Raw genomic sequence first — 17075 nt, 5'->3', positions numbered from 1 at the left:
GGATCAAGGAGCGGGTTTCAAAATAAGCTCGTAAAAAGCCTCGATAAATTTTTTGGAAGAAAAGTCCTTGGAGCGGGCTTTCCCTAGATGGATAAGCTGTTCTCTCAAGTCATTTTCAGTCTCCAAAAGTATCATTTTTTCGGTCAAATCTTCCGAATTTCCGGTTTGAAAAGAAAGTCCTGCACCATGAGCCACTTCGAGAAGAGCAGGCTGGTCTGAGTGGATTACCGGCACACCAAAGCCCATAGACTCGAGGATGGGAATGCCAAATCCTTCATTTTGGGAAGGAAAAATATAGGCGAAAGCCCCGTTGTACAAGGATTTGACCTGACCGTCGGTAAGGTATCCCGGAATCAGGACCTGATCTTGAAGCTGTAGCTTTTCCACCAATTTTTGAACTACCGGAAAGTCATTCATCTGTTTACTCTGTCCGGGTCCACCGGCCAGGACGAGTTTTTTGGGAGATTGGGTTTTTTTAAGATAGGCTGCATAGGACTCCACCAGAAGAGGCAGATTCTTTCGCTTATCGAAGGTTCCGATGTGGAGAAAATAATCCTGGATGTTCAAACCTAATTTTCCCTGAAACTTTTGATCCAAGGCCGCTGTCATCCCCTTGGGAGCCTGATAGATCACTTCGATGGGGAGGGAATCTCCCAAATGTTCCAAAAGGGAGGTTTTGGAATATCGGGTAGTCGTGATGAGTGTAGTATCCTCTTTTAGGCCTTTTTTGATCAGGTTGAGGAAGTATTTTCGCCACCATTTGGGGTAGTTTTCGGGCATTTGCCAGAAGAAAGCATCGTGGATCACGGTCATTCTTCGGCAGGGAAGGGAGGCTGCGGGTGAGACAAAGTCCGGACATATCAAAACATCCGGTTTGTATTTTTTCACCATATCCGGCAGCTGAAATTCTTTCCACCGGAAATAATCCAAGTGATAGTTCAGCTTTTGAATTTTGGATGTGAGGTCTTTGTAAGTCTGATCCTCCGCCTGTTTGTCGGGTTCGTGGGTAAAAATCCACTCAATCTCCGGATGGGGGTATTTCCTTGCCGCTTTTGCCAGTTCCACCATATAGGTTTTGATCCCGGTGCTGGCGACGTTGAGGTATTGAAGATCGAGGAGGACTTTCAAAAGGCGGGCTGTTTTGAATGGATAAAGCTTCCGAAAAAACGGATCGGGTAATGCTTAAAGTTAGGAATAAAAATATCATCCCGGCAATTTTCCAGTTTGGGTGGGTAAAGGATCAGGAAGGTGATTTTTGATCAGGGTGAGTTATAACCTGATGAATATAACTCATTTTTTCTATATTTATGAGGTATAAAAGTAAATTTATACCTCATGACTTGGAATTGGGAATCAAAAAAATGGCCAAAATTCACCTATAATTTAGAATCAGTTGAGTCCAAACTGAATGACTTTTATTTTCATTCTGGAAAACTATTGGGTGTAAGCCAATTAATTTCAAAGGAGAGTAACCAAAATTTGAGACTTGAAATAATTACCGATGAGGCCTTAAAAACCTCTGAAATCGAGGGGGAATATTTTAATCGAGAAAGCGTTCAGTCCTCTATTCAGAAACAATTTGGACTGAAAGCGACTTCCCGGAGACCCAGTGCTGCCGAATATGGAATAGCCGAGATGATGGTGGACTTATACCAATCTTCGCAGGTACCCCTAAACCACGACAAGTTATTCAGCTGGCATCGAATGCTGACCAATGGAAGAAGGGATTTGGATGATATTGGCCGGTATAGAACGAGTCCCGAATCGATGCAGGTCGTATCAGGTCCTTTGGGAAAAGAGCGGGTCCACTTTGAAGGACCTCCTTCTGATCGAGTTTATTCGGAAATGGAGCGATTTTTAGAATGGTACAATACCGAGTCTAGAAAGCTCCATCCGGTAGTTCAGGCAGGGATTGCACATCTGTATTTTGTTTGCATCCACCCATTTGAAGATGGAAATGGTCGAATCGGTCGTGCAATTGCTGAGAAAATACTTTCTGAGAGACTAGGACAGCCTAGTTTGATCGCTCTTTCTTATACCGTAGAGAAGTATAAAAGACAATACTACGAGGCTTTGGAAAGGAACAATAAATCAATGGAAATCACGGATTGGTTGGAATTTTTCTCAGAAACCATCCTGTTGGCAATCCAACGGAGTTTGAATCTAGCAAGCTTTATCCTAGCCAAAACCAGATTTTATGACAAGTTTCAGCAGGTCATGAATGAACGTCAAAAGAAAGTTTGTGAGCGAATATTCAAAGAAGGGCCTGATGGGTTTCAAGGCGGGCTTAGCTTGAGTAACTATCTGAGTATCACAAAAACCAGTAGAGCTACGGCGACAAGAGATCTGATAGCCTTGGTTGATTTGGGAGCTTTTCGAAAAACAGGGGAGTTGAAAGGAACCCGTTATTTTTTGAATTTGGAAGACTTGATTGCTAAAGAATGAATGGAAGGGAGTTAAAATATGCAACTACACGCTTATCCTGGGCCGAAAAAGCCTTTTTTGAAAAATGGAATTTCTGAAAAACCTTAAATTCATAAACCAACAAAAATGGCTCAACAATCGGTGTATATTTATACTATTACTACACAATCATAGGGCTCAAAGGATTACAGTAACTGAGCCAAATGATCGATGGCTCAAACAGAAAATTGAAGAAAATGAATATCCCAGCAAGAGCGAATTGATCAAAGGAGAAAAAAGCGGTCTTTCCACCAAGACCATGGCTGAAATCCTTGAGGAGGCAATAAAACGGGGCAAGTAGGAAATATGACTTTTAACCTGGGAATTCAGGCGAAGAAGCGCTTAATTAATGAAATCAATCAAAATTAGCCCTATTGAAAAGAAAAACCCCTTCGCCCATAATGGAAATACACGAAATTAATCGGGAGGAATGGCGTTTATAGGGATGTTGTATGCCATGCTGAAAAAAGAGCCACCGCACAAACAGCACATTTGGTTTTTGCCGACACCAAAGCCAACGCTTAAAAAACCAAAAGAGCTGTTTTTTTGCCAACGCTCGACAAGAAATTAAAGTGAATGAATAAAAAGGACTTATCAGAATCGGACATAAAAGCAAAGTTTATCACGCCTGCGATACTGAATGCAGGTTGGGACGAACTGACTCAGCTTGGACGTGAGATATATTTCACGGATGGACGTATCTACGTGAAGGGAAAACTGACCGCAAGAGGAAAAAGAAAATTTGCTGACTACATTCTTTTCTACAAACCGAATGTGCCAATTGCCATCATTGAGGCAAAGGACAACAAACACTCTGTAAAAGGAGGAATCCAACAAGCACTTGGATATGCAAATACGCTTGACATTCCTTGCGTTTTCAGTAGCAATGGAGACGGTTTCTACTTCCATGACAAGACCGCAACGGACGGACAAATAGAAAAAGAACTTTCATTGGATGAATTTCCAAGTCCTGAAACACTTTGGGAGAAATACAAACAATACAAAGGCATTGAAAGCAATGACGTTGAAGAAATTGCCTCACAAGAATATTTTCAAGATGATTCTGGTAGGTCACCAAGATATTACCAGCAAATTGCGATAAACAGAACTGTTGAGGCAGTTGCAAAAAAGCAAGACCGAATTCTTTTGGTCATGGCGACTGGAACGGGTAAAACATATACTGCTTTTCAAATCATTTACAGACTTTGGAAAAGTGGAGCCAAGAAAAGAATCCTCTTTCTTGCTGACCGTACCGCTTTAATTGACCAAACCGCAAGAGGTGATTTCAGGCATTTCAAAGATGCAATGACAATTATTAAGCATAAGCAAATAGATACTGCATACAATATTTATTTGGCTTTGTATCAGGGTTTGTCCGACAGCAAATCTGAAGACGCATACAAACAATTTAGTCCTGACTTTTTCGACTTGGTAATCATTGACGAGTGCCACAGAGGAAGTGCAAAAGAAGACAGCAAATGGCGTGAAATACTTGCCTACTTTAACAAGGCTACTCATATTGGTTTAACAGCTACACCAAAGGAAACAACAGAAGTTTCAAACATTGAATATTTCGGAGACCCGATTTACACCTATTCTTTGAAACAAGGAATTGATGACGGTTTCCTTGCACCTTACAAAGTGGTTAAAATCACTTTGGATATTGATGCAGAAGGTTGGCGACCACCAAAAGGATATTTGGACAAAGACGGAAATCCAGTAGAAGACAGAATCTACAACCGAACAGACTTTGACCGAAACATCATTGTAGAAGAAAGAAGAAAATTGGTTGCAGATAAAATCACAGAATTTCTAAAAGGAAATGACCGCTTTGCAAAGACGATAGTTTTCTGTATTGACATTGAGCATGCCGAAGGCATGCGAACTGCATTGGCTAACGCCAATTCGGATGAAGTTGTCAAAAACAGTAAGTACGTTATGCAAATTACAGGCGACAATGAAGAAGGAAAACGTGAGTTAGACAGCTTCATTAATCCTTCTGAAAAATACCCAGTGATTGCCACCACTTCAAAATTGATGACTACTGGCGTTGATGCTCAAACATGCAAATTGATTGTTCTCGATAGCAATATTGGTTCTTCAACTGAATTCAAACAGATTATTGGTAGAGGAACAAGAATCAATGAAGAATATGGCAAGACCTATTTCACAATCATTGATTTTAGAAACGTTACCAATCATTTTGCCGACCCTGATTTTGACGGTGATCCTGTAATGATAAAGCAAGTGGGCGAAAATGACGACCTCACAGGAACTGAAAACGAAACCACCGAAGAAGTAATCACTGACATTGTAGATGGAGAAAAAATTGAATTTCCTGAATATCCAGAAATTGAAGGCGGAGGAGATATTGTTGAAGAACCGAGAGTAAAAATTCGGGTTGATGGCGTTCAGGTTAAAGTGGTTAATGAACGAGTTCAATATTTGGGTGCAGACGGTAAAATCATAACCGAAAGCATACGGGACTATACCAAGAAAAGCGTTGGCGAGAAATTCAAAAGCCTTGACGATTTCCTGAATCGCTGGAATTCTTCTGAACAGAAGAAAGCAATCATTGAAGAATTGGAAGACCAAGGCATTTTCTTTGAACCGCTCAAAGAAGAAGTCGGAAAAGACTTTGACCCTTTCGATTTGATTTGTCATGTGGCTTTTGAGGCAAAACCGTTGACTAGAAAAGAACGGGCAGAAAATGTGAAGAAGCGTAACTACTTCACAAAATACGGAGACAAAGCCCAAGCGGTAATCAATGCTCTATTGGACAAATACTCAGATGATGGGTTGGTAACCATTGAAAGCACAGAAGTTTTGAAGCTCGACCCTCTCAACAAATTGGGAACACCTTTAGAACTTATCAAAGCTTTTGGCAGTAAGGCAGAATACATCAAAGCATTAAAAGAATTAGAAAACGAATTATACAAAACGGCATAAATGGCAAACGTAGGAGCAGTAGTAAGTAGCATCCGCAACATCATGCGTCAAGACAGAGGAATCTCTGGTGATGCACAAAGATTGGAGCAGTTGGGTTGGATGCTATTCCTAAAAATAATTGACGACAAAGACCAGGAATTAGAAATTATCAAAGACAATTATGTTTCTGTAATTCCTGAAAAATTTCAATGGAGAAATTGGGCATCAGACCCAGAGGGAATGACTGGTGATGAATTACTTGAGTTTATTGACAGCAACGCACAAAGCAACAAAGGACTTTTCGCTTCTCTAAGAGAATTGAATGTTCCTAATCATCCCAAACGTGCTGCGATTGTTCGTGAAGTGTTTGAAGGCTCAAACAACTACATGAAGTCGGGCTATGAAATGCGGAAAGTCATCAACAAGCTCAATGAGATTGACTTCAATAACTCGGAAGACAAACACATTTTCGGAAACATCTACGAAAGCATTTTACAGGAATTGCGTGATGCAGGAAACAAAGGCGAATACTACACGCCTAGAGCCGTAACGCAATTGATGACCCAAATGACCAATCCAAAATTGGGTGAAAAAGTGCTTGACCCTGCTGCTGGAACGGGTGGTTTCTTGACGGCTGCCATTGACCATGTTCGAGAGCATTTTGTAAAAACAGTTGATGACGAGCACATTTTACAAAACAGCATTACAGGTTGGGAATTAAAACCTGTGGCTTATGTTTTGGGCTTGACAAACTTGATTTTACATGAAATGGACGTGCCTGACTATCACTACATTGACAGTTTAAAGAAAGAGTATAACAGCATTGGTAAAAAAGACCAAGTTGATGTAATTCTTGCCAATCCACCTTTTGGAGCGAGTATAGCTGACGGAGTGGAAACCAACTTTCCTGCAACCTATCGTTGTAAGGAATCTGCCGATTTATTTGTGATTTTAATGCTTCAATTGCTTAAACCAAACGGACGTTGTGCAATTGTTTTACCTGATGGCTCAATCACTGGGGATGGCGTAAAATCCCGAATCCGTGAAAAACTTTTGTCTGATACTAACCTGCATACAATTATTAGAATGCCACAAAGCACTTTTTTTCCTGCTGCAGTAAGTACGAACTTGTTGTTTTTTGAAAAAGGAAGTCCAACTGAAGAAATTTGGTACTACGAACACAAATTGCCCGAAGGACAAAAAAGCTATTCCAAAACAAAACCCATTCAATTTGATGAATTTGACCCAATTATTAAATGGTGGAATAATCGTGAAGAAAATGATCAAGCTTGGAAAGTAAACATCAAGGATTTGAAAGAATTTGATTTAGATATCAAAAACCCGTTCAATGAATCAACAGATTTAGGCGACCCGTCTATTCATTATGAAAAATTCAATTCTTCAGAAAAACAGTTCCAAAAAACCTTAGTTGAAATTTCAGGAGATTTACAACTACATCAGAACCCCATTCTGAATAATATATTATCAGACTATTCATATTTATTCAAATCGAAAGAAGCAGTTAAACTCCTAAAGCTTGCAATCTTACAAGAAGCCATTCAAGGTAGATTGAGTGAAAGTTGGCGTAACGAAAACTCAATTGATGAATCAGCAATTGATTTACTAAAAGAAATTGAAGTCGAAAAAGCCAAACTTGAGAAGGAGAAAAAGATTAGAAAATCTAAACCACTTCCACCAATAGAAAAAAAGGAACTCCTATTTGATTTACCAAGTGGTTGGGCATGGTGTCGACTAGGAGAAGTTTTTCAAACCACATCCGGTGGAACTCCAAATCGAAATAATTCTAAATATTGGTTTGGAGACATTACTTGGTATAAATCGGGTGAGTTGAATGATTCTTTTTTATCTAAGGATTCTGAAGAAATGATAACAGATTTAGGCTTAAAGGAATCGTCAGCTACTTTATTCCCAACAGGCACCTTATTAATTGCTATGTATGGTGCAACTGCGGGTAAATTGGCAATACTAGAGCGAGAAGCAACCACTAATCAAGCTGTTTGTGGGTTTTACGAAAATCAATTCATAGAAACTGAATATCTATTTGATTTTTTAATGGCTAATAGACCAAAAATGATTTCAGAATCTTGGGGAATGTCACAGCCGAATATAAGTCAAACCTATTTGAAAAACTTTGTTTTCGCACTACCACCTCTTAAAGAACAGCGGTTTATTATTAAAAAGGTTTCCTCGCTGATGGAAAAATGCAAAGTTTTAGAAACTGAAATAAGTAAAGGAGAAAAGTATTCTCAAAGATTAATGCAGTCAGTATTGAAAGAGGCATTTGAGAGTAAAAAGGAAATAGTTAATGCATGAAAAGACAAATAACAAATCGAGTATGTGGCCAGTAATTCTTGGTGCTGGAGCAGTTGCCTTACTTCTGAAAGCTCTTTTTGAGGATGAGGAAGACACAGGCAAGGAAATAAAGAAACGCATCTTTATCAGCTTTGCTATTGAGGATGAGCAATACAGAGACTTTTTAGTTTCTCAGGCAAAAAATGAAAGGTCGCCATTCACTTTTGTTGATATGTCAGTTAAACAACCTTGGAATGAAAAAGTGTGGAAGCAAAAATGCAGAACCAAAATAAAATCTTGTGATGGAATGATTGTTCTGCTAAGTAAAAACACTTGGCATTCAAGCGGTGCACGTTGGGAAATCAAATGTGCCAGAGAAGAAGGAATACCTGTTATCGGAATGCACATAAAGAAGAATGACCAAGGTGCAATTCCACCAGAGCTCAAAGGGAAAAAAGTAATCACTTGGTCTTGGGACAATTTAGCCAAGGTCATTAAAAAGATATAATATGAGAAAAGCACTTGTTGTCGGTATCAACAACTACCCGAAAGCTGAATTATTTGGCTGCATCAATGATGCTTCTGCTTTTGGAAATACCTTGGAAACCAATGGAGATGGCTCTCCAAATTTTGATGTTCGAATACTAACTGATGTTCCAACAAAAGGAGAATTAAAAGGACACATCAAAGAACTGTTCGCTGGAGATTGTGAAACGGCTCTATTCTATTTCTCTGGTCATGGCTTTTTTGATGATACTGGAGGAGGAATAATCGTTACTCCTGACTTCAAAGCAAATGATGAGGGAATTTCAATGGATGAAATTTTGAACATTGCAAATGAATCAAAATCCAAAAACCGTGTAATCATACTTGACTGTTGCCATTCAGGAGCATTTGGCACACCGAAATTAGGTGGTAATCAAAACGCTCAAATCGGAGAAGGCGTCTCAATTCTAACAGCGAGTAAGGAAGACGAACCTTCTATGGAAGTTAATGGACACGGTGTTTTTACGAATCTTTTGCTGGATGCATTGCAAGGTGGAGCAGCAGATTTGAGAGGACATATTACGCCAGGCAGTATTTACTCCTACATTGACCAAGCTTTGGGTCCATGGGATCAAAGACCAGTATTTAAAACGAACATCACTCGCTTTACATCATTAAGAACAGTTTCACCCCAAGTTTCGCCTGAAATTCTTAGAAGATTAAATCAATACTTTACATCACCTGAAGAACAGTTTCAGCTTGACCCATCATTTGAGTTCACAAATGACCCGGCTATCGAACATGAGTTTACAGAACCTTATGCGAATGAGAAAAATGTTTCTGTCTTCAAAGATTTACAAAAGCTAGCAAGTGTTGGATTAGTTGTTCCAGTTGATGAACAACATATGTATTTCGCAGCAATGCATTCAAAAACTTGCCGACTTACAGCATTGGGTTATCATTATTGGCGACTTGTAAAAGACAAAAGAATTTAAACCTTAAATTAAAATATCATGGCAGATAAAAAAGTAGTTTTTATTGCATTTGCAATTGAAGACGAGAAACAAAGAGACCTATTAAAAGGTCAATCTTTAAACACTAAATCACCATTCGAATACATTGACATGTCGGTAAAACAACCCTATGACAAAGAATGGAAAGAACGTGTAAGAACAAGGATTAAACGCTCTGATGGAGTAATTGCCTTGGTCAGCAAAAATTCATTGACTTCAAGCGGTCAGAAATGGGAAATTCAATGTGCCAGAGAAGAAGGAAAAAAAGTTAGAGGTATTTGGGCTTATTCTGATGACAGAACAAACTTGGAAGGAGTTTACACAAGAGTTTGGACTTGGGATAATATCAAAGAATTTATTGATTCACTTTAATTCCCAACCCTACGCATCCATACACATTGGCAAGTCGCTCAGAGCAGCCGCACAAGCCAAAACTTGCCAAAGAGTATGGCTGCCCCAACGCTGACAGAAAAGAAAATGAAAAAGCACGGGCATACAACATTGTGTATAAGCAATAGCGGGTTCAGTGCTAATTTGAAACATAAAACTATAAATCAAAGGTCGGTGCTATCAGACAGTTTAGTGGCTTAAAATCCGCTACTGCTCATACACGAGACCGTTATGGGCAACCGTAAAACGACACGTAACAGATAAAACAAAATGACAGGAGAAAACGAACATAATTGCATAGACAAGGACGACTTACTGCATAACACCAAATTAAATATTGACAAATTTGGACTTCAAGTTATTATGGTTAGTTCGACAAGTTATTGCCCTTCGTTTGCTTACAGTATTGGTTTGACAGAGACTTATAATCATCCAGAAATTATATGTTTCGGACTTTCTAATGACCTCGGACACGCAATCATAAACGACATTGCTGAATTGATTAAAAACGGAGAGAAATTTGAAGCCGAGAAAATTTCTACTGAAATATTCAAGGACAGCAGAGCAGCATTTATAAAAGTTGACAAAAGAAACATAGACGATTATTTTGGTGCAGCCTTAAACTACTATGGAGACAAGGGTTTTGACGCATTGCAAGTTGTTTGGACAGACCGCAATGACAAACTTCCTTGGGAAGAAAGTTTTGAAGAAAAATATTTGTATAAGCAACCACTTCTTGACAGGAACGCAGACTTTAAATTTTACGAACCTAAAAACTTGACAACATTCACAACCCGACAATGGATTGACGAGAAGAAACCAATTTTAAGAGTGGTTCACGACATTGACGGTGACTGGCAATTTTTGACAGGAGACCAACTACCTGAAGATATAAGAATAGTTGCGTTGGAAGAACTAATTAAACAGGACAAAACATTAAACCAATTGTTTGACCTTGAATATGGAGAAGAGGCCGAGAGAGATTTTATTGGTGGACAATGGACAAGACACAAACTTGAAACTGATGACGAAGAATAGAACGGCAGCCCATAACAACTAAGCTTTCGTTGCGTGCGTAGCACGAACAATGAAAGCGCTGTTGCACGAAACCGGTGAGGTGCCTATGGGGATTGAGTCGGAATTTCAGTTGGATTTGTAGGGTTAGATAGCTCAAAAAGTCCTCTTAGAGTTGTTGAGTAAGTTCCAATAGCCTCTCAATTATAAGTTTTGCAGCCCCTCCAGACTTGTTTTGGAAGGGCTTCTTTGTGTCATGGGCCTGCCTGACCAACGGGTTGGCATAGCTTCGCCCCTCCTGAGGCGGGCAGGCTGCCGACAAAAATCAGGAATTAAAATTGGGTTGATACTGAGGGCAAGACCGCCTTTGGCGGGCCACGCTTGGGCAGGCGCTGGATGCTGACCATGCTTTCCTTCTGACAGCAAGGACAATATCGCGGGTTGAAGCTTTCCAGAATTCTGGGTTCGGGTTCCGGAATCGAAATTCCAAGTTCCCGATGGATTAGCGGAATGGTGAGCTGCTTTGCCGAACTTCCCAATATTCCAAAGTGTCGGATCCGAACCAGTCCTTTGGGCAGAATATGCATGGAGAATCGCCGGATAAACTCCAGATTGTCCAGACTCATCTCCAACTTTTGGGCTCCCTGACGATAGTCTTTGTAGCTGAACCTAGTCTGTGCTGGACCAATGTCCAGAATCCGGTGATTGGAGATCGCTACTTTGTGGGTATACCTGCCCAGGTATTCGAGGACTGCTTTGGGATGTCCAAAGGGCCGCTTGGCATAGACTACCCACTCTTTTTTGAAGAGCTGATCGATCAATTCCTTCTCCGGTATGACTCGGGACTTGAGTGCTTTGACATACTTGGCGCGAAAGACTTTGCTCATCGCCTTGACCGGAAACAGGTATTTGCCCTGAGTTTTGGCTGTCTTCCACCTTCCGCTTTTAGTCAGCCCTCCTCCCGGTACGATGCAGTGCAGATGCGGATGCAGCGTCATGGTTTGGCCCCAAGTGTGCAGAATAGCAATCATTCCGGCTTTTGCCGCTAAGTGTTTGGGGTCTTTGGCAAAGCAGCGGACCGTCTGCCATGCTGCTTCAAACAGACTGTCATAGACGGCCTTGGGCTCATACATCCCCAGCTGATTCAGCGTGTCAGGCAGCGTGAACACGACATGGAAGTAGGGCACAGGAAGCAGTTCGGCTTCCCGCTTGGATATCCATTCCTCCCGGTTCTTACCCTGACACTTCGGGCAGTGCCTGTTCCTACAACTATTGTAGCTGATCCGGGTATTCCCGCAGTCGGTACAGGCATCCACATGGCCGCCCAGATCGGAAGTCCTGCAGCGTTTTAATGCAGAAAGCGTCCGCAACTGCCAGCGGTTGATCTGGGGATGATGCTCCACCTCGGCCCAATGCTGTCGGAGCACCTGAGCCACTTCGTGATTGGCTCTCAACGACGGGACAGATACAGTCGGTCCAATGGACTGAAGGCACGGCACTTGTCGGTCTGGGCTACATGAAGGTAGATCATCGTGGTATCGATGGACTCATGACCCAACAGATCTTTGATCGTCAGAATGTCCAGCCCCTCTTCCAGCAGATGCGTGGCAAAGGTGTGTCTGAGCGTATGCACATTCATCGGCTTTTGGATCCCGGCTTTCTTTTTGGCTTCATTCACCGCCCACTGTACACCCCGCTGGGAATAGCGGGAGTCGAAATCCCCGCCCGCACGGCCTTTGATCTCCCGATCGGCACTGTTGAACACCCAGATATGAGGCTGCTCAGCCTCCAGATAGGCTTTCAGCCCCCGGATCAGGATATCCGCCAAGGGGACGTAGCGGTCTTTCTTGCCTTTGCCATCCTTCACGTGAAGTACTTTCCGGTCAAAATCCAAGTCGGCAATTTTCAGATTCCGGACTTCAAAGCAGCGAAGCCCACAGCCGTACAGCAGGCCGATCAGCACGCGGTGCTTGAGCAGATTGGGAGCTTTGAGCAGTTTGCGAACTTCCTCCTGGCTCAGGACTACGGGAAGCTTTTTGCTCCGCTTAATCGTGGGAAGCTCAATCCGCTTGTCTTTCATACCCTCGATCCGATAGGCGAAGCGAAGGGCATAGACGGTAAACTTGAAGTAGGAATCCGAGGGGGTGTTGTGTCCCCGCTTGACCAGATGCAGGTAATCATTGACCCGGTCGGGATCGACCTCAGTGGGCAATTCATTGAAATGAAGGGCAAGTTTGGCCAGATGACGGCCATAGTTGGTGACTGTACTTTGACTTTTGCCGGCAACGGTAACTTTTTGCTCAAACTTGGCCAGTAGTTCAGCAAATCCAGCTACCTTGGAGCAAGCGGTCTGGAGGAGGTTTTCTTTTTTTTTATGCTTGAAAACGGTTAAGATTGAAACACAAAGTTCCCCTTTTCCGGCTGCTTATCGGAGAAACTACCGCAGGTTTAGTGCAACACGGGTTTTGCGTCAGGCGGGGTGACGTGCAAACTTGGAGCTTTGTGCTTCTATTTAACTTTAGTAATAAATTGAAGCTTTGTGCTCCGAAACCCGCCCGAACGCAAAGCCCGAACCCGTTACCTGCAAGGCTAAAGACCGAACACCAAAAAAAATTGACTGTAAAATTTGAACGAGTTAAGACAATTCATAGAAAAATATACTTCACTTCCGACAGACGAATGGAAGCAAATTTCTATTTGCTTTGAGAAACGGGTAATGGAGAAAGACGAAATTATTTTACAAGAAGGTAAAGTCTGCCGACACCTCTACTTTTTGGAAAGCGGACTACTTCATTTTTACATCAACAAAGAAGGAAATAACATAACAAAGTTTTTTACCGAAGCACCTTATTTTTTTACTTCTCAAGCAAGTTTTAATTCTCAAAAACCAGCAAACGAAAATATTCAATCCATAGAAAAATCAATTGTTTGGCAAATTTCATATCGGCATACTAATGATTTGTATAAACTGAAAAGTTGGACAGACTTTGCGAGAAAAATAATCCAAGAAGTACAGTTTTTTACAGAAGAGATTTTAGAAGAACTGCAAACAGAAACAGCAGAATTTCGTTACAAAAAAATGCTTGTAAACGAACCTGAACTTTTGAAACGAATACCATTAAAAATTTTGGCTTCTTATTTGGGTATTGCACCACAGTCTTTGAGCAGAATTAGAAAAAAATTGGCAACTTAACATAGGTGCAGTAGTTTTTGATTTTTCAGACAGAACTTTGCAAAAAGTTTTAATAAAATACCTGAAAATGAAGCAGAGCAATCATCACTTTAGTTTTACAATTTCTGTAAAAACCACAAAGACCAAAGTTTGGCAGACACTTATTGACGTTCAAAATTGGCACGAGTGGGACACTGAACTTATTGAAGCAAACCTTGAAGGCATTTTTGAAAAAGGTGCAAAAGGAACTATGATACCTAAAACGGGACCAAAATTGAAATTTTACATTTCAGAACTAATCCCTAATCAATCATACACCATCAATACAATTATGCCAGTTGGCGAACTTGTAATTATGCGTAGTTTGACAGAAACAAACAACGAAGTTCATTTTACGGACGATATTGCGTTTACAGGTTTCTTAAAATATGTCTTTGGAATTATGCTTGGCGGACAATTCAGAAAAGTATTGCCAGAAGTAATGAATAACTTCAAACGAATAGCAGAAAATAAATGAAAACAGTAATTTTCGTATGCTTGTTTTCCTTTTTTTCAAAATTACAAGCACAAACAACTGAACCTAAATTGCCTATTGGAAATATCAGGTTAAGTTTTTTGATTTTTCCTCCATTTACCCCATTGTTGACATTGGAAATGCGAACATTTGACAAATTAACGGTTCAATTGGAAACAAATTTTATCAACACACACGGCATCAATTTGAAGTATTTTATAAACGAGAGAATGAACGGACATTTTGTATTTGTAGGAACAGCATTTCTAGAAAGCGATTATTTGCGAAAAGACAAAAACGTAACATTCCTACCTTATGCAGGTTATGGCTATGCTTACCGATTTGGGAAATCAAAGGCTTGGACCTTTGACAGCCGTTTAGGCATAGGCCGAACAATAAATGCAGATAATAACTTAATTCTTCCTGTATTAAAGTCAGGTATTGGACGAACCTTTTAAAAAGTAAAAAGTGATAGCACTAAAAATAGTTTACATAGCAAACATCATTGTAGCAGGTTGGATAAGTATAACTTCTGTTTGCAATCCAAACAAATCAGCATTAACGGTATTTCAAAATGCCTACCAACCGACAGAAGTTATACGACTTGTTGGTTGTTTGTGGTTAGCCATAGCAATTTTATCAATTTTGGGGCTTTGGCGACCTATCTCATTTTCGCCAATACTTTTAGTTCAATTTATTTATAAAGGAACTTGGCTTTTGGTAGTTGCTTTACCAGCAATTAAACACAACCAACCTTATCCGACAGGAATGGCTTTATTCTTTTTAATTTGGGTTTTAGTTTTGCCTTTTGTTATTCCTTGGACAGAGTGGACGAAGTAGTAAGACCGAAAAAAGCCCAGCAGGTAACAATGTATATAAAAAATAGGCGAAATAGTAGTAAAACCAAGGCTTTTGGCTCGTATCAAACTTTGTTCTTAGCCGAAAGTTTAGTGCTTCGAAATCACCTACTTTTCATATACTAACCGTTACCAAGCATTAAAACAAATAAAATGGAAATGAAAAAAATAACGTATCTAATTTTGATTTTATGTATCACTCAATCTTGTATAAAGGTTGACCCTTTTTTTGAGCTTGAAACTAGGCAAAGTTACGAGCCTTTGGAAAGTGCTAATTTACTTACAAGCTCTGAAGTCTCAGAGATAAACAAATTCATTGAAGATAATACCTTTTTTGATGCTGCCATTGTCTTGAAAGATGAAAAGCTAGTTTACGCCTACGGAGACTACCAGCTACCAATGAATTGTGCCTCTGTCAGAAAAAGTATTTACAGTATTCTATATGGTATAGCTCAGGAGCAGGGAATAATAGATACTACTTCCACCTTGCAATCTATTTCATTTGATGATAATAAACAGCCTTTGACTCAAACGGAGAAGTCGGCAAGAATATCAGATTTATTGAAGGCAAGGTCAGGTATTTATCTAAATGCTGGTGGAGAGACAGCTTTAATGAAAGAAAGAAAGCCTCAAAGGGGTACATTCCTGCCAAACGAGCATTTTTACTACAATAATTGGGACTTTAATGCTCTTCCCCAGATTCTGAAACAGCAGACAGGACAACCTGTAGAAGATTTGATTGAACAATGGCTGGCAGAACCTTTGGGAATGTTAAACTACAACTCAGTAAATATTATCTATGAATCGCAGGACAATACGGAACATCCACATTCTCGATTATATATATCTTCCGAAGACTTAGCACGAATTGGGTCAATAGTTTTGAATAATGGATTTTGGGGCAATCAAGAAATAGTATCACAATCTTGGATAGACCAAATGCTTTTCGCCTATTCTAAAGATGGAACTGATAAAGATTTGGATGACGATGACTTCTTTGAAGGATATGGTTTATTATGGTGGTACGATTTGGACACAGATACTTGGTGGGCAAGTGGTTTTGGGGGACAATTTATCATCTTGAACAAAGAAAAAGGAACGGTTACAGTATTGATGAAAAATACATCTAATTCAGCCCCCAGTTTTCTTTGGAATAACGCCACAAGCAGAAATGAAGACCACGAAAATGGCAGTCAGGTAGAACAATTTATTAGCCAATTTATTAATTGAAAACTATGCTTAAATACTTCATTTTATTTTTGATATTTGCCTTTTTTTCTCACAACCTGACCGCTCAAGAAATTGAACGAAGGTCACAAAATGTGTTTTTTGAAATTGGTGGTCACGGATTAATTTACTCCATTAACTACCAAAGACAGATAAAAGGGAACTGGAATGGACGTGGAGGAATTGGTTTCTTGAGAGTGATAGAAAATGAAACCGACAAATACCTTAATTTTTGGTCGATACCATTAGATATACGTCACGAATGGAAATCAAAAAATGAACGTCATGGCTTCGAATTGGGCGTTGGAGTTCAGTTGCTTATCGGTAGTGGAAATATATCCTCCTTCAGAAAAAGGACTGATGTGTTTATCAACCCTAGTCTAATAGCCTCGTACAAGTATTATACAAAGAAAAATATGTTTTTTTCTGCTTCGTTCACGCCTTTTTATGGTACAAGATCACTTACTGAAGAAAGTGGATATTTTGAATTGTACGACCCAATGGTAATCAACGGAACTACAATTCATTTATGGATGGGACTTGGAATTGGATATAAATTTTGAAAGGAATAACGCATGGTAACATTGTGTATAAGCAATAGCGGGTTTAGTGCTATTTTGAAACACAAAATCATAAATCAAAGCTCGGTGCTATCTGACAGTTTAGTGGGTTAAATCCGCTACTGCTCATACACCAAA

At 40.1% G+C, this 17075-nt stretch carries 16 protein-coding genes; 13 read left to right on the top strand and 3 right to left on the bottom strand.

Translation table 11 applies throughout. The features are described from left to right. Window positions 1-3: 3 nt before the first annotated feature. Entirely contained in the window at window positions 4-1128 is a 1125-nt protein-coding gene (locus AAA942_RS10445) for a glycosyltransferase family 4 protein (protein WP_338220213.1), read from the bottom strand. A gap of 207 nt (window positions 1129-1335) precedes the next feature. On the opposite strand from AAA942_RS10445, the gene AAA942_RS10440 reads away from it, so the two are divergent. The 7 genes from AAA942_RS10440 to AAA942_RS10410 all read left to right on the top strand — a co-directional run bounded on the left by AAA942_RS10440 (window position 1336) and on the right by AAA942_RS10410 (window position 10631). Then, the gene (locus AAA942_RS10440; RefSeq protein ID WP_338220212.1) at window positions 1336-2445 is read left to right on the top strand and encodes a Fic family protein; all 1110 of its coding nucleotides are present in this window, start codon (window positions 1336-1338) and stop codon (window positions 2443-2445) included. Between the two features lie 594 nt (window positions 2446-3039). Then, the gene (gene hsdR, locus AAA942_RS10435) at window positions 3040-5412 is read left to right on the top strand and encodes an EcoAI/FtnUII family type I restriction enzme subunit R (protein WP_338220211.1); all 2373 of its coding nucleotides are present in this window, start codon (window positions 3040-3042) and stop codon (window positions 5410-5412) included. After that, on the top strand, window positions 5413-7725 hold the full coding sequence (locus AAA942_RS10430; RefSeq protein ID WP_338220210.1) for an N-6 DNA methylase: 2313 nt from the start codon (window positions 5413-5415) through the stop codon (window positions 7723-7725). Between the two features lie 22 nt (window positions 7726-7747). Then, on the top strand, window positions 7748-8212 hold the full coding sequence (locus AAA942_RS10425; RefSeq protein ID WP_338220209.1) for a TIR domain-containing protein: 465 nt from the start codon (window positions 7748-7750) through the stop codon (window positions 8210-8212). A gap of 1 nt (window position 8213) precedes the next feature. After that, on the top strand, window positions 8214-9185 hold the full coding sequence (locus AAA942_RS10420) for a caspase family protein (RefSeq protein ID WP_338220208.1): 972 nt from the start codon (window positions 8214-8216) through the stop codon (window positions 9183-9185). Window positions 9186-9203: 18 nt separating this feature from the next. Further along, window positions 9204-9575 (top strand): TIR domain-containing protein, encoded by a 372-nt coding sequence (locus tag AAA942_RS10415; protein WP_338220207.1) that lies wholly within the window; start codon window positions 9204-9206, stop codon window positions 9573-9575. 288 nt (window positions 9576-9863) lie between these two features. Then, window positions 9864-10631: a DUF4262 domain-containing protein gene (locus AAA942_RS10410; RefSeq protein WP_338220206.1), complete on the top strand. Its 768-nt coding sequence runs from the start codon at window positions 9864-9866 to the stop codon at window positions 10629-10631. 308 nt (window positions 10632-10939) lie between these two features. Here the strand turns inward: AAA942_RS10410 and AAA942_RS10405 are convergent, their stop codons facing one another. Beyond that, entirely contained in the window at window positions 10940-12061 is a 1122-nt protein-coding gene (locus AAA942_RS10405; RefSeq protein WP_338220205.1) for an IS91 family transposase, read from the bottom strand. Further along, on the bottom strand, window positions 12058-12819 hold the full coding sequence (locus tag AAA942_RS10400; protein WP_338220204.1) for a tyrosine-type recombinase/integrase: 762 nt from the start codon (window positions 12817-12819) through the stop codon (window positions 12058-12060). The genes AAA942_RS10405 and AAA942_RS10400 overlap by 4 nt, the downstream gene beginning before the upstream one ends. A 414-nt stretch (window positions 12820-13233) precedes the next feature. Here AAA942_RS10400 and AAA942_RS10395 point away from each other — a divergent pair, with 414 nt between their 5' ends. The 6 genes from AAA942_RS10395 (at window position 13234) to AAA942_RS10370 (ending at window position 16940) form a co-directional block, all read left to right on the top strand. Then, window positions 13234-13800, top strand: a complete 567-nt coding sequence (locus AAA942_RS10395; RefSeq protein WP_338220203.1) for a Crp/Fnr family transcriptional regulator — start codon at window positions 13234-13236, stop codon at window positions 13798-13800. A 67-nt stretch (window positions 13801-13867) separates the two neighbouring features. Further along, window positions 13868-14296 (top strand): polyketide cyclase, encoded by a 429-nt coding sequence (locus AAA942_RS10390; protein WP_338220202.1) that lies wholly within the window; start codon window positions 13868-13870, stop codon window positions 14294-14296. Then, the gene (locus AAA942_RS10385) at window positions 14293-14751 is read left to right on the top strand and encodes a hypothetical protein (RefSeq protein ID WP_338220201.1); all 459 of its coding nucleotides are present in this window, start codon (window positions 14293-14295) and stop codon (window positions 14749-14751) included. Before AAA942_RS10390 ends, AAA942_RS10385 begins: the two co-directional genes overlap by 4 nt. A 10-nt stretch (window positions 14752-14761) precedes the next feature. Further along, on the top strand, window positions 14762-15133 hold the full coding sequence (locus AAA942_RS10380; protein WP_338220200.1) for a hypothetical protein: 372 nt from the start codon (window positions 14762-14764) through the stop codon (window positions 15131-15133). A gap of 176 nt (window positions 15134-15309) precedes the next feature. Next, window positions 15310-16380 (top strand): serine hydrolase domain-containing protein, encoded by a 1071-nt coding sequence (locus AAA942_RS10375; RefSeq protein ID WP_338220199.1) that lies wholly within the window; start codon window positions 15310-15312, stop codon window positions 16378-16380. 5 nt (window positions 16381-16385) lie between these two features. After that, complete coding sequence (locus tag AAA942_RS10370; RefSeq protein ID WP_338220198.1) at window positions 16386-16940, top strand: hypothetical protein; 555 nt, start codon at window positions 16386-16388, stop codon at window positions 16938-16940. Window positions 16941-17075 lie beyond the last annotated feature (135 nt).

Origin of the sequence: Algoriphagus sp. oki45, from assembly GCF_036245605.1 — a bacterium.
GTDB lineage: Bacteria > Bacteroidota > Bacteroidia > Cytophagales > Cyclobacteriaceae > Algoriphagus.
The sequence above is the reverse complement of the archived record's forward strand: the minus strand, read 5'-3'. Positions and strand labels throughout refer to the sequence as shown.

Coding starts and splice junctions, on each gene's coding strand:
- AAA942_RS10385 (WP_338220201.1), top strand. CDS start 14,293: ATGAAAACAGTAATTTTCGTATGCTTGTTTTCCTTTTTTTCAAAATTA.
- AAA942_RS10420 (WP_338220208.1), top strand. CDS start 8,214: ATGAGAAAAGCACTTGTTGTCGGTATCAACAACTACCCGAAAGCTGAA.
- AAA942_RS10415 (WP_338220207.1), top strand. CDS start 9,204: ATGGCAGATAAAAAAGTAGTTTTTATTGCATTTGCAATTGAAGACGAG.
- AAA942_RS10425 (WP_338220209.1), top strand. CDS start 7,748: ATGTGGCCAGTAATTCTTGGTGCTGGAGCAGTTGCCTTACTTCTGAAA.
- AAA942_RS10430 (WP_338220210.1), top strand. CDS start 5,413: ATGGCAAACGTAGGAGCAGTAGTAAGTAGCATCCGCAACATCATGCGT.
- AAA942_RS10410 (WP_338220206.1), top strand. CDS start 9,864: ATGACAGGAGAAAACGAACATAATTGCATAGACAAGGACGACTTACTG.
- AAA942_RS10440 (WP_338220212.1), top strand. CDS start 1,336: ATGACTTGGAATTGGGAATCAAAAAAATGGCCAAAATTCACCTATAAT.
- AAA942_RS10390 (WP_338220202.1), top strand. CDS start 13,868: ATGAAGCAGAGCAATCATCACTTTAGTTTTACAATTTCTGTAAAAACC.
- AAA942_RS10375 (WP_338220199.1), top strand. CDS start 15,310: ATGAAAAAAATAACGTATCTAATTTTGATTTTATGTATCACTCAATCT.
- hsdR (WP_338220211.1), top strand. CDS start 3,040: ATGAATAAAAAGGACTTATCAGAATCGGACATAAAAGCAAAGTTTATC.
- AAA942_RS10370 (WP_338220198.1), top strand. CDS start 16,386: ATGCTTAAATACTTCATTTTATTTTTGATATTTGCCTTTTTTTCTCAC.